General features: G+C 70.1%; 10 protein-coding genes. 3 read left to right on the forward strand and 7 right to left on the reverse strand.

The window, feature by feature from the left end; genetic code table 11:
• Positions 1-193: 193 nt before the first annotated feature.
• Both ABZW18_RS26695 and ABZW18_RS26700 read left to right on the forward strand, forming a co-directional pair.
• Entirely contained in the window at positions 194-1,285 is a 1,092-nt protein-coding gene (locus ABZW18_RS26695) for an ADP-ribosylglycohydrolase family protein (RefSeq protein WP_356191947.1), read from the forward strand.
• A gap of 584 nt (positions 1,286-1,869) precedes the next feature.
• A complete protein-coding gene (locus tag ABZW18_RS26700; RefSeq protein WP_356191950.1) occupies positions 1,870-2,271 on the forward strand; it encodes a DUF222 domain-containing protein in 402 nt (133 codons plus the stop codon).
• Here the strand turns inward: ABZW18_RS26700 and ABZW18_RS26705 are convergent.
• The 7 genes from ABZW18_RS26705 to ABZW18_RS26735 form a co-directional block, all read right to left on the reverse strand.
• On the reverse strand, positions 2,181-3,719 hold the full coding sequence (locus tag ABZW18_RS26705; protein ID WP_356191952.1) for an NCS1 family nucleobase:cation symporter-1: 1,539 nt from the start codon (positions 3,717-3,719) through the stop codon (positions 2,181-2,183). The genes ABZW18_RS26700 and ABZW18_RS26705 overlap by 91 nt on opposite strands.
• Positions 3,720-3,954: 235 nt before the next feature.
• The gene (locus ABZW18_RS26710) at positions 3,955-4,953 is read right to left on the reverse strand and encodes a TIGR03842 family LLM class F420-dependent oxidoreductase (protein WP_356191954.1); all 999 of its coding nucleotides are present in this window, start codon (positions 4,951-4,953) and stop codon (positions 3,955-3,957) included.
• Positions 4,954-4,965: 12 nt separating this feature from the next.
• Entirely contained in the window at positions 4,966-6,366 is a 1,401-nt protein-coding gene (hydA, locus tag ABZW18_RS26715; protein ID WP_356191956.1) for a dihydropyrimidinase, read from the reverse strand.
• Positions 6,367-7,175: 809 nt separating this feature from the next.
• Positions 7,176-8,504: an aspartate aminotransferase family protein gene (locus tag ABZW18_RS26720; protein ID WP_356191979.1), complete on the reverse strand. Its 1,329-nt coding sequence runs from the start codon at positions 8,502-8,504 to the stop codon at positions 7,176-7,178.
• 67 nt (positions 8,505-8,571) lie between these two features.
• Entirely contained in the window at positions 8,572-9,414 is an 843-nt protein-coding gene (locus ABZW18_RS26725; protein ID WP_356191959.1) for a nitrilase-related carbon-nitrogen hydrolase, read from the reverse strand.
• A 249-nt stretch (positions 9,415-9,663) separates the two neighbouring features.
• Positions 9,664-11,334, reverse strand: a complete 1,671-nt coding sequence (locus ABZW18_RS26730; protein WP_356191962.1) for a hypothetical protein — start codon at positions 11,332-11,334, stop codon at positions 9,664-9,666.
• Between the two features lie 206 nt (positions 11,335-11,540).
• The gene (locus ABZW18_RS26735) at positions 11,541-11,930 is read right to left on the reverse strand and encodes a PPOX class F420-dependent oxidoreductase (RefSeq protein ID WP_356191964.1); all 390 of its coding nucleotides are present in this window, start codon (positions 11,928-11,930) and stop codon (positions 11,541-11,543) included.
• Positions 11,931-12,333: 403 nt separating this feature from the next.
• Between ABZW18_RS26735 and ABZW18_RS26740 the strand changes: the two genes are divergently transcribed.
• On the forward strand, positions 12,334-12,993 hold the full coding sequence (locus tag ABZW18_RS26740; protein ID WP_356191967.1) for a DUF4360 domain-containing protein: 660 nt from the start codon (positions 12,334-12,336) through the stop codon (positions 12,991-12,993).
• The last annotated feature ends 253 nt before the right edge of the window (positions 12,994-13,246 follow it).

The raw sequence follows: 13,246 nt of genomic DNA on the forward strand, positions 1-13,246 counted from the left end.
CCGCACCGGAACCCCGACAGAAAGCCGCGCGGCGGCACGGGGCCTGCCTCCCGGCGGCTCTCGGGCAGCGTACGCACAACCGGAAGCCGGGCGTCTGGGGCGACGGCGAGGAATCGGCCGCCGTCCCGACCCGTGCGCAACTCCGTGCGGCGCGGCACCGTACGGCTGACGCTTCCGGTAGTAGACCGGAGACATGACTGCCCCACGCACCGCCGACCTCGACGACCGCATCCTCGGCGGCTGGCTCGGCCGGATCGCCGGCAACATGCTCGGCAAGCCCGTCGAGCGCGGCGACCACTGGACGCGGGAACGGATCGACCGCTATCTGCGCCGTACGGACGCGCTCCCGCTCACCGACTACATCCCGCCGCCCGCGCCCGGAGACCCGGTCGAGCAGGGCGAGTTCGAGCTCCGCCCCGAGTGGCCGCAGTGCACCCGCGGCAATATCCGCGGCAGCGCCCGGGACGACGACATCGACTACTCGATCCTCGGTCTGCACCTGCTGGAGACCCACGGCTTCGACTTCACCACCGAGCAGGTCGGCGATCTGTGGCTGCTCCGGCTCCCCTATCTGCAGACCTTCACCGCCGAGCGCGCCACGTATCGCAATCTCGCGCGCGGCCTGAAGCCCCCGGTCGCGGCGACCGTGGACAACCCCTACCAGGAGTGGATCGGCGCCCTCATCCGCGCCGACATCCACGGCTGGACCTCGCCCGGCGATCCGCGGCGTGCCGCCTCCCTCGCCCGGCGGGACGCGGTGCTGTCGCACACCGGCAACGGGGTGTACGGCGCGATGTGGGCCGCCGCGCTCATCGCGGCCGCCTTCGTCGCGGGCTCGCCGCGCGCCGCGCTGGAGGCCTCCCTCGGGCAGATCCCGCCGGGCTGCCGGGTCGCCCGTACGATCCGGCGCACCGCCGCCCTGTACGAGGCGGGCGCCCGCTGGGAGGACACACTCGACGAGCTGGAGCGCGCGACGGGCCATCTGCACTGGATCCACACCGTGCCCAATGCCGCCGTCCTCACCGCCGGACTCCTCTACGGCGAGGGCGACTTCACCGCCACCATCGCGCTCACGGTCCGCGGCGGTCTGGACACCGACTCCAACGGAGCGACGGCCGGGTCCGTGGCGGGTGTGCTGTGCGGGGCGGCCGCGCTCCCCGCCCGCTGGACGTCCCCGCTGGAGGACCGCGTCCGCAGCGCGGTCTTCGGTTTCGACGGCGTACGGATCAGCGACCTGGCGGAACGGACCTGTCGCTTGGCCACCGTCCAGGACGGCGGGGGCTGAAGGCCGTTGTCGGAATTCCGGACGTCGGGACGGATCGCCATCGGGGCTGCACAGCTGGAGGCGGGGGCTTCGCCTGGCCGGGTGCGGGTTCAATGATCAAAGCGGATAAGCGTGGCCGGTGTGGGTGGGTGGTTGCCGGAGACATACGCGCACACGCCCGGTCTTCATCCCGCCGACGTTGCGGACTTTCGTGGGCTGAGCTTCCGACCGGGCACATTCACTCACTCGTTCGAGTGGATCCCCTTGGCGACCTGGCGATATCACTCTGAGTGAGCGAGAATGGAGCTAGGAACTCGCACTGTGGGGGCGTGAGTTGATCGTATCGCTGGGGGGCTGATCGCTGTGGGGGACTCCGTTACGGGGCCGGGGACACCGGATGAGTGGGCGACCTACTTGGCCGGGACCGCGCCGGAGGCCGGGACGGCCGCGGTGCTGGACGTGCTGGACCCGGAGAAGCTGTCGCACAGGGGCCGTATCGATGCCTTGAGAGCCTTGGAGCGGCATGCGGCCTGGATCCAGGCGCGGCAGGTGCACATCCTGGCCGCCCTGGATGCGGATTCCCAGGCTGCCTTGCCGGAGGGTGAGTGGAATCGGGCCGCGGAGGCGGAGTACGACTTCGCGGCCAGGAGGTCGCCTCCGCCTTGCACCTTTCCAACGCCACCGCCGGTGACCGTCTCGACATCGCGCGGGAGTTGGACGGCCGGTTCCCGACCACCCTGGGCATGCTGGAGCGCGGCAAGATCTCCTATATGCAGGCGCGGGCCGTGGCGGACACGTGCAGCGTCCTCGTGCCGCTGGATGTGCCTGCTGCCACGCTTCGGCCCCGGATCCGCCCTGCGACCGGGCTGCAACCGTCCCGGACTGCCCGCAAAAGCCGCCCGGCCAGCAGCCACAATCAGGACTGCCCCCTGTCCTCACCTCGGATCGGAAGCATCAGCGCGGCGTACAGCACCAACGCCGTGCCCAGGCCCACCGCCCAGCCGTAGTCCGCGAGCGGCTGGAGGAAGGGGATCAGCCCGTCGGCCGGGAAGGGGCCCTTCCCCGGTGCGGAGTACGCGCCGCCGACCGCGAGGAGACCGCCCACGCCGAAGGCGAGCAGCGCCCGCCAGTTCCAGCCGGCCGCGTACCAGTAGCGGCCGCCGGGACGGTAGAGATCAGCGAGGTCGAGCACCGTGCGGCGGACGAGCCAGTAGTCGGCGATCAGGATCCCCGCGACCGTGCCCAGCAGTCCGCCGACCACTCCGAGCCAGGTGAAGATGTACAGCTCGGGCGTCGCCGTCAGCTTCCACGGGAAGATGATGACGCCGACGACGCCGGTGATCATCGCGCCTGTTCGGAAGTTGATGAATTTCGGCGCGAGGTTGGCCAGGTCGTACGCCGGCGAGACGACGTTGGCCGCGATATTGACGCTCACTGTGGCGACCAGGACCGTGACCAGCGCGAAGAGCAGGCCGAAGGCGTTGTCCGTCTTCCCTGCCAGGGCCACCGGGTCCCACAGCGCCTCCCCGTACACGGCCTGCGAGCCCGAGGTGACCAGGACCGAAAGCAGCGCGAAGAACGTCATGGTGGTGGGCAGTCCGAGCGACTGGCCCCAGACCTGGGCGCGCTGGCCCTTTCCGAAGCGGGTGAAGTCCGGGATGTTCAGGGACAGTGTGGCCCAGAAGCCGATCATGCCCATCAGGGACGGGAAGAAGACCTTCCAGAAGTCCGGGCCCCAGCCCAGCTTCGACGGCTGGTCGAGCAGCGGTCCGAGGCCGCCCGCCTTGACCGTGATCCAGACCAGCAGGACGACCGCCCCGACGATGACGAAGGGCGCCGCCCAGTTCTCGAACCGCCGCAGAGTCTCCATACCCCGGTAGATGATGGCCAGTTCAAGGGCCCAGAACACCACGAAACAGAGCCACAGCGTCCACGGGTAGCCGCCGACCTCCGCGGCCTTCGCCCAGCCGCCGCCGAAGAGCTTGCCGAGCAGGATGTAGATGCCCTGCCCGCCGATCCAGGTCTGGATACCGAACCAGGCGCAGGCGACCGCGGCCCGGATCATGGCGGGCAGATTGGCCCCGCGCAGCCCGAACGAGGCCCGCGCCAGCACCGGGAAGGGGATGCCGTACTTGGGTCCCGCGTGCCCGGTGAGCAGCATCGGGAAGAGCACGATGATGTTGCCCAGCGCGATGGTGAGAACGGCCTGCTTCCAGTCCATGCCGAGGGCGACCAGGCCCGAGGCGAGCGTCCAGGACGGGATGTTGTGGGCCATGCCGACCCACAGGGCGGTGAAGTTGTACGTGGTCCAGTGCCGGTCCGCGACCGGGACCGGGCGGAGGTCGGCGTTGGCGAAGGGGCCGTCGGGCAGCTCCTCGCCGGGGGCTAGCTCGACCCGCCCGTCGGGGTGGACGGTCTGTATCGCAGGGGGTACGGGCGGGACGGTCGCGGTCATCGGTACCTCAGTCCAGGGCGGGAATGATGCTCGTTCCGTACGCGTCGATGGTGGCTCCCTTACCTCAGCCCAAGGCGGGAATCATGCTCGTTCCGTACGCCTCGATGGTCGATCCCTTACCTCAGCCCAAGGCGGGAATCATGCTCGTTCCGCACGCGTCGATGGTCGATCCCTTACCTCAGCCCAAGGCGGGAATCATGCTCGTTCCGTACGCCTCGATGGCGGATCCCTTACCTCAGCCCAAGGCGGGAATGATGCTCATTCCATACGCGTCGATGGTGGATTCCTTAGCGTCGTGCATCGCGTAGACCGCGAACTGGTCGACGCCCAACTCACGCAGCGCCGTGAGCTTTTCGATGTGCGACTCCACGGGGCCGAGGAGGCAGAAGCGGTCGACAATCTCGTCGGGGACGAAGGCGGTGTCGGGGTTGCCGGCCCGGCCGTGGTGGCTGTAGTCGTAGCCCTGCCGGGCCTTGATGTAGTCGGTGAGCGCCTCGGGCACCAGTCCGGAGTGCTCGCCGTAGCGGGTGACCAGGTCGGCGACGTGATTGCCGACCATGCCGCCGAACCACCGGCACTGCTCCCGGGCGTGCGCGAGGTCGTCTCCCACGTACGCGGGCGCGGCCACGCAGATGGTCAGGGAGTCCGGGTCGCGGCCCGCCTCGGCCGCCGCGGTCCGTACGGCCCGGACCATCCACTCCGTCAGGAACGGGTCGGCCAGCTGGAGGATGAAGCCGTCGGCCTTCTGCCCGGCGAGCGCCAGCGCCTTGGGCCCGTACGCCGCCATCCACACCGGCAGCTTCCCGTCCTTCACCCACGGGATGCGCAGCGGTGTGCCGTCGACGACCGCCTCCCTGCCCTCCGCCAGATCGCGGATGGCGGGGATCGCTTCGCCCAGCCGGGCCAGGGTGTTGGGGTGGCGGCCCGCCACCCGCATGGCGGAGTCGCCGCGGCCGATGCCGCACACGGTGCGGTTGCCGTACATGTCGTTGAGGGTGGCGAAGGTGGAGGCGGTGACCTCCCAGGTACGGGTGCCCGGGTTGGTGACCATCGGGCCGACGGTGAGCCGCTGCGTGTGCTCCAGGATGCGGCTGTAGATGACGAACGGCTCCTGCCACAGCACGGCGGAGTCGAAGGTCCAGCCGTAGCGGAAGCCGTTGCGCTCGGCGCGGCGCATCAGTCCGACGACGGCCGAGGCGGGTGGGTCGGTCTGCAGGACGAGTCCGAAGTCCATGGATCAGAGCTCCTAGACGAGGTACTGGCAGGTGCCGCGCGGTACGTACAGGCCGTGGCCGGCCCGTCCGGTGAACTCCCGCTCGGTGAGGACGAATTCGCCGCGTGAGAGCACGGTCTCCACCCGGCCGGTGACCCGCTTGCCCTCGTACGCCGAGTAGTCGACGTTCATATGGTGGGTCTCGGCGGAGATGACCTGCTCGGCGTGCGGGTCGTAGATGACGACGTCGGCGTCCGCGCCCGGCGCGATGGTGCCCTTGCGCGGGTAGAGGCCGAACATCCTGGCCGGCGAGGCGCAGGCGATCTCGATCCAGCGGCGGCGTGAGATGTGCCCGTCGATGACCGCCTGATGCAGCAGGTCCATCCGGTTCTCCACGCCCGGCAGCCCGTTGGGGATCTTCGAGAAGTCGCCGCGTCCCAGCTCCTTCTGGCCGGTGAAGCAGAACGGGCAGTGGTCGGTGGAGACGACCTGGAGGTCATTGGTGCGCAGGCCCCGCCAGAGGGCCGCCTGGTGCTCGCGCGGCCGCAGCGGCGTCGAGCACACGTACTTGGCGCCCCCGAAATCCGGCTCGGCGAGGTTGTCGGTGGACAGGAAGAGGTACTGCGGACATGTCTCGCCGAAGACGTTCAGCCCCTTGTCGCGGGCCTGCGCCAGCTCGGCGACGGCTTCCTCGGCCGATACGTGCACGACGTACAACGGCGCGTCCGCGACCCGCGCGAGCTGGATGGCACGGTGGGTGGCCTCGGCCTCCAGCAGCACCTTGCGGACCTCGCCGTGGTAGCGGGGGTCGGTGCGGCCCTCGGCCAGGGCCTGTTCGACGAGGACGTCGATCGCGATGCCGTTCTCGGCGTGCATCATGATCAGCCCGCCGTTGCCGGCCGAGCGCTGCATGGCGCGCAGGATCTGCCCGTCGTCGCTGTAGAAGACCCCCGGATAGGCCATGAACAGCTTGAAGGAGGTGATGCCCTCCGCGACGAGGAGGTCCATCTCCTTCAACGAGCCCTCGTTGACGTCGGAGAGGATCATATGGAACGCGTAGTCGATGGCGCAGTTGCCGTCGGCCTTCGCGTACCAGGCGTCGAGTCCGGAGCGCAGGGCGTGGCCCCGGGTCTGTACCGCGAAGTCCACGATCGTGGTGGTCCCGCCCCAGGCGGCGGCCCGGGTGCCGGTCTCGAAGGTGTCGGAGGCGAAGGTGCCGCCGAAGGGCAGCTCCATATGGGTGTGCGCGTCGACGCCGCCCGGGAGCACGTACTTGCCGGTGGCGTCGATCGTACGGTCGGCCGTCCAGCTCTCCCCGTACGCGCTGCCGTGCGCGGCGAGGGCGGCGATCCGGCCGTCCTCGATCAGGACGTCGGCATGGGTCTCGTCTGCAGCGGTGACGACGAGTCCGCCGCGGATGACGGTGCGGGTCATGCTCCCACTCCTTCCAGTTCGCTCCGGGCCTGTTTGCTCGCCTCTCCGGGACCGGGCCCTCCCCCGCCCCGGCAAGGGTGCTGAACGCTGCGGAGGGCGGTGCGCGACGGGGTGCCCTCAGGAACGCCCTCGGTGGCGAGGGCCTGCGACCGCTGGATGCTCGAGTCGCCCGGCTCCGGCGCAGCACGCGCACACTCGGGCATGGGCAACTCCTTAACAGGGTGTTACCGCAGCTCTACGCAGCTCTACGCCCGTAGAAGCCGACGGTCGTGGAGAAGAAAGTAGAAGCGTGTCACCTACTGTGGCAAGACTGTTACGGTTAATCGCGGAAGACGATCACGTTTCCCCCGCCGACAGACCCGTCCGGCGCAACGTGGTCTAGGTCAAGGTCAGCGGGTCCGGCGCACGGCCTGGACCGAACCGTACGCGCGGCAACGGTCACCATGCGGAGACGACTGTGTCGGGTGGGCACACAACGCGGTCGGAGACCGGCCCGACGACCGGTCGCGCTCGGTCCGGATCCACGGAGTCACCTGTGCCCCGCCCTGGACCGCTCCCCCGGCAGTTCCCTGGCGGATCTCCCGGCAGTTCCCTGGCAGTTCTCCCGGCAGTTCCCTGGCGGATCTCCCGGCAGTCTCCTGGCAGTTCTCCCGGCAGCAGGCAATATCCCTCTCGGTGATGCCTGTTCAGACGGGACGGGGCAGCCCGATCGGGTTCGGGAACGCGACGATGGTATAACCCGCCACAGACGGCCGGTGGCCAGCCGTCCGTGGCGGTCAAGACGATGCCCTCGCGGATGACGGTCCAGGTCAGGACCGGCTCTCTCCGTCGGCCTCGGACTGCACCTGACGCAGCGCCGCTTCGAGCATCGCCGCGCCCTCCTCCGCCTCGGCGATGCTCAGGCTGAGCGGCGGGGCGATGCGCAGCGCGTTGCCCTCACGGCCTCCCTTGCCGATGAGCAGGCCCTGCTCCCGGGCGTATTCGAGGGCGAGGCTTGCGGCCTGTGGCGAGGGCGAGCCGTCGGCGTCCACCAGCTCGAGGCCGATCATCAGGCCGCGGCCGCGCACTTCCCGTACGACGGGCAGCCCGGCGGTGGCTGCCCGCAGCCGCTCGATGAGCAGCCCGCCGACCCGCCGTGAGTTGCCCTGGAGGTCGTGCTCGATCAGATACGTGAGGTTGGCGAGGCCCGCGGCCATGGTGACGGGGCTGCCGCCGAAGGTGGAGATGGAGTTGGCGTCGAGGCAGTTCATCACCTCGGTGCGGGCGACGACGCCGCCGATGGACATGCCGTTGCCGATGCCCTTGGCGAAGGTGAGCATGTCCGGCGGGCCCGCGGCGGCGTGCGCCTGCCAGCCCCAGAAGTGCTCGCCGGTCCGGCCCCAGCCGGTCTGCACCTCATCCGAGATCCACAGGATGCCGTGCTGCTGGAGGACCTCGCGGAAGGCGGCGAGCAGGCCGTCGGGCGGGGCGGTGAACCCGCCGACGCCCTGCACCGGTTCGGCGATCAGCGCCGCGACCTCCCCGCCTCGCGTCTGCGCGAGCATGTCCTCCAGGTCGGCGACGCAGGCCTCGATGAACTGCGCGTCGGACAGCTGGGCGTAGGGGCCGCGGCCGCGGATGCCGCCGTGCACGTACAGCGTCTGGAGCGGGGAGAGGCTGGTGGGAGACCAGCTGGAGTTACCGGTGACGCCGACGGTGGAGAAGGAGCGGCCGTGGTAGCTGTTGCGCAGCGCCAGGACCTGGTTGGACCGGCGGTACGTGGTCGCCAGCAGCAGCGCCGCGTCGTTGGCCTCGGTGCCGGAGGTGGTGAAGAAGACCCGGGCGTCCGGGATTCCGGAGAGGGTCGCGATGCGCTCGGCCAGCTCCACCATGGGGCGGTTGAGGTAGAGCGTGGAGGTGTGGATGATGCGGCCGGCCTGCTCGGTGACGGCCTTGGTCACCTCGGGCAGGGCGTGGGCGGTCATCGTGGTGAGGATGCCGCCGAAGAAGTCCAGGTAGCGTCGGCCTTCGGCGTCCCAGACGTGGCGGCCCTCGCCGTGCGTGATCTCCAGGGGATCGCGGTAGTAGAGCGCGAGCCAGTCGGGCATGACGGACTGGTGGCGGCCCAGGAGACTCGGGTGGGTGTCGGGCGGGGGCATGGGTGTCACGGCTGCACCAACCCTTCGTGCGCGTCGGGGCGTCGGTCCCGGTAGAAGGACAACGGAGTCACGGCTGCACCAGCCCCTCGTACGCGTCGGGGCGTCGGTCCCGGTAGAAGGCCCACTGCTGGCGGACCTCGTCGATCAGGTCGAAGTCGAGGTCGCGGACGAGGAGTTCCTCGGCCTTGTCGTCGGCGACCTCGCCGACGAACTGGCCGCGCGGGTCGACGAAGTAGCTGGTGCCGTAGAAGTCGTTGTCGCCGTACTCCTCCTGGCCGACGCGGTTGATCGCGGCGACGAAGTACTCATTGGCGACAGCGGCGGCGGGCTGCTCCAGCTGCCAGAGGTAGGCGGACAGACCGCGGGAGGTGGCGGAGGGGTTGTATACGAGCTGGGCGCCGTTCAGCCCCAGCGCGCGCCATCCCTCCGGGAAGTGCCGGTCGTAGCAGATATAGACCCCGATCCTGCCGACCGCGGTGTCGAAGACCGGCCAGCCCAGGTTTCCCGGCTTGAAGTAGAACTTCTCCCAGAATCCCTTGACCTGGGGGATGTGGTGCTTGCGATAGGTGCCGAGTACGGTGCCGTCGGCATCGATCACGGCGGCGGTGTTGTAGTAGAAGCCGGACTGCTCGACCTCGAAGACGGGGACGACGATCACCATCCCGGTCTCCCGGGCGAGGTCCTGCATACGGCGGACCGTCGGGCCGTCGGGGACGGGCTCCGCCCAGCGGTAGTGCTCCGGATCCTGGACCTGGCAGAAATAGGGTGCGTTGAACACCTCTTGGAAGCCGATCACTTTTGCGCCCTGCCGGGCGGCCTCGCGGGCGTGCTCCTCATGCTTCGCGATCATGGACTCGGTATCCCCGGTCCAGTTCGCCTGGACCAGTGCGGCGCGGACGACATTGGCCATGAGCTGCTCCTTCACTGCGCTGTGCAGGGCGGGGAAACCCGCTTCCCCGCCGACGTCAAAGCGCTTCTACGCATGCTTCTACGCACGTAGACGCGGAACGTTGCTGGAGAACGTAAGCCCCGTCACGCACCGTGGCAAGACCATCGCCGTTACGCAGCAGAGTCGATCAAGTTTCGTACCGCAACGGGCCACATCGGACGTGGTCAGGCTACGTCGGGACCACCGGGGATGCCCGCACATCGGACGTGGTCAGGCTACGTCGGGACCTCCGGGGATGCCCGCGATACGGAGCGCGTGCGCGAGATCGCGGTAGCCGTGCGGGGACACGTCCGAGGCCGCGTCGAGCAGCGGCTCCACGAGCTCCCCGGGGTCGGACTCCGCGACCCGGGCGGCCTCCTCGGGCGTACGTGCCCGGAGCAGAGCCGTCATCAGGGTCCCGGCCTCGGCCGCACGGTCGGCGGCGCGCAGGGCGAGAACGGTGCCGGCGACCTCGGGGGCGGGGCGGGCGACGGCCTGGCGCAGCAGGACACCGCAGTCCTCGGTACGCCCCGCGTCCGCCAGCGCTCCGGCCGCGGCGGCCAGGGCGGGTGGTGCCAGCAGCGCCGCCTCCCAGAGCAGCGTCGCCACATCGGCGGCGAGCCCGGAGCGCTCCAGCGCGGCGAGCAGCTGCGGGAGCTGCTCGGCGGGTCCTGCCGCGGCCTCGCACAGCACGACGTACGCCTCCCCGCCGCGGCCGGAGGCGCGGAGGGCCGCGAGGCGGGCGACGGCCTCGGCGGTCCCGCGCCGGGCGGCGGCGAGCTGGGTCGCGTCGGGCTGCCGGGAAGCAGGTGCCGGGTGCGAGGTGCGGTCGGCGCGGGCGGTGCGGTCGGCGCGAGATCCGCGCCTGGTGGAGCGGGTGTTGCCCCTGCCGTCGCCCTTGCCGCCACTCCTGCCACCGCGGTCGCCGCCGCCCCCGTCCTCGTCACCGCTTTCGTCGTACGCCCCGGCGAAGCGGGCCCCGCGCGGCTTGGCACGTTGCACGGGGCGGGCCTCGCCCTGCTCCTCCCCGTACGCCCCCGCGAAACGGGCTCCGCGCGGCTTGGCGGGAGCGCCGGACGCGGCGGGGGGCTGCGGATCCGGGGCGGCGGACACCGAGCCCTCCGTCGCGCCCTCCGCCTCGGCAATCCCGGCGAACCTGGCTCCCCTCAACGGCGCCTTGGCCTTTGCCGCGCCTGCGGCCCCCCGGCCGCCGTCGGCGACGCCTTCCTGGTCCGCGTCCTGGTCCGCTTCCTGGTCCGCTTCCTGGTCCGCTTCCTGGTCCGCTTCCTGGTCCGCCGGATGCGGGGCGGGCGACTCCTCGCCGGGCGCCGGGCCCGAACCGTCCGGCCGTGAGGTCCCCGGCCCGGACACCCAGCCCGGCAGCGGCTGCTCGTCGCCACGGTCCAGCGCCTCCAGCCGGCCGCTGAGTTCCTGGCAGCGGGCGGCGGCCCGCGCGTGGTCGTCCCGGGCCCAGGCCAGCTCCGCCGCGAGGCTGTCGGCATCCGCGCGCGTCCCAGCCCTGGCCAGCGCCGCGCTCAACTCCCGTTCACGCGCGGCCGCGTACTGCCGCTCCCGGAGCATGACGTCGAGCCGGTCCAGCAGCCCTTCCCGGCCACCGACCAGCACGTCGTACGCCGCCACCGACGCCTGGTGCAGCCGTTCGGCGCGGGGCCGCTGTCGGTCCGCGGTCGGGGAGCCGTGCTGTACGGCGAGGTCGCGCAGCAAGGCGTCGACCACGTCCCACGGCAGGACTTCCGTGCCCTCGAGGCAGGCGCGGATGCCCTCGGGGTCGCGCTGTCCGAAGACCCCGTACCAGCCCTCGTCCGGATCGAGCGCGCCCAGGAGTTCGTACAGATAGGCACCGAACTCCACGACCTCGTCGGGGAGTCGCCCGTCCCGCATTACCCGCCCCTCTCCTCCAGCCGACCGGCCCCCGGGTAGCTGGCATTGGACACCCGGCGTGTTACGACGTGGGCACGGGTTTGCTACAGGCAGTTTTCCGAACCCGCACAGCGACGCTGCACCGGCGGGTATACAGACCACGATGGCGACACCCGTGTGCGGCCGCTTGCCGAGGCGGATGAGCGCGCCGCCGCACCGGCGGGTATTCAGACCACGATGGCGACACCCGTGTGCGGCCGCTTGCCGAGGCGGATGAGCGCGCCGCCGCCGTCGACGATCCGGAAGCGCCATCCGTACTTGCCCGCGAGGAGCGTGCGGACCCGGTGGAGCTCCTCCGCACCGAGCAGCGTCGCCACGCCTTCCGCGCTCGGCGCACCCTCCGCGATCCGGCCACGCGCATCGCACGGAGTGACCGTCACCCGGCCACTGTTGCGAATGCGCTTCACCTTGCCGGAGTCGCTCCGCGTCCAGACGAAGATCCGGGTGCCGTCCGAGACGGCCCAGACGGGGGTGGCCACCGCGACGCCGTTCCGGCGGTATGTGACGAGGCTGACGTACGGGCTGCGGCCGATCGCGTCCAGCGCGGTGGAGGTCATGGCGCCGAGCCTAGTACGCGGTCCGCATCCAGGGAGTTGAGTTCCCGGCGCCTCCCGGATTCAGAATGCAGCAGGCTGCGCACGGAGAGCCGAAACAGAAATCGGACCGATCGGCAGCGCCTCGTCCACGACAATGACGCACTCGTTTCCACAATGCGGGGCTCCACGGTCATGAACTCGCTTGTCCGTTGTATCCACGGGAAGAGTCGGGCAACGGTGAGAGCCTTTCCGGCCATTGCGGGGGCGGCCGGAAAGAGGCCGGCATCCGCCCATGACAGGACCGATGGCCAGTAACGCCATGTACATGTCTGATTGCCTGTGGTGTCATGAGCCGCCGCCATTCGGCACGCGTCGAGGTACAGCGCAGACCACGCAGAACCAACGACGACCAGGAGGACATTCCATGCCCAGCATGGCGCTTGCAGGAAGTGCGCTCACTGCCCTACTCGTCTCGCCGGTGTCCCTTCAGCCGGCTCAGCCGGCATCCCTCGGGATTCCCGTTCCGCCCGACAAAATCGTCGTCGAGCTCGCCACCGTCAACGGATCCGGGTGTCCGGAGGGGACCGCCGCAGTCGCCGTCGCACCCGACAACACGGCCTTCACGGTGACCTACAGCGAGTATCTGGCGAAGGTGGGGGTCGGTGCGAGTCCCACCGACTTCCGCAAGAACTGCCAGCTCAATCTGCGCGTGCACGTACCCCAGGGCTTCACCTACGCCATCGCCGCCGCCGACTACCGCGGCTTCGCGAAACTCGAGCGCGGAGCAACGGGCTTGCAGAAGGCGAACTACTACTTTCAGGGATCGCCACACACCACGGACGCGAGACATCCGTTCAACGGCCCGCTCAACGACGACTGGCAGACCTCCGATGTCACCGAGATCGCGGCCTACGTCTGGGCGCCCTGCGGCGAGAAGCGCAATTTCAACATCAACACGGAACTCCGGGTAGACGCCGGAAGCTCGAACCCCGAGAAGACCACGAGCTTCATGGCCATGGACTCGACCGACGCGAGCGTCAACACCGTTTACCACCTGGCCTGGAAGGAGTGCCCGGACACCTGAGCCTCCGCACGTGCCTCGGCCCTTCCAGCGGTAGCGCAGGGGCTCGGCCGCGTACCGTCCCCGCCCCCGGCAGCCGGTGCCGAGAGCGGGAGCAGGGGCAGGGCCAGTGCCGTGCCCGCGCGCCGGTGGCCGTGGTCCACAGGGTTACAGCCCTGTGATCCCGGAATATCGAGATCTTCCCGGAGCTGGCCATCCATGGTCCCCAAGGGGGGATCGTCGCGCGCCAGGGCAACTTCATCGACGGCTCCCACGC

This window comes from Streptomyces sp. NPDC004647, assembly GCF_040609575.1.
In the GTDB taxonomy this organism is placed as follows: Bacteria; Actinomycetota; Actinomycetes; order Streptomycetales; family Streptomycetaceae; genus Streptomyces.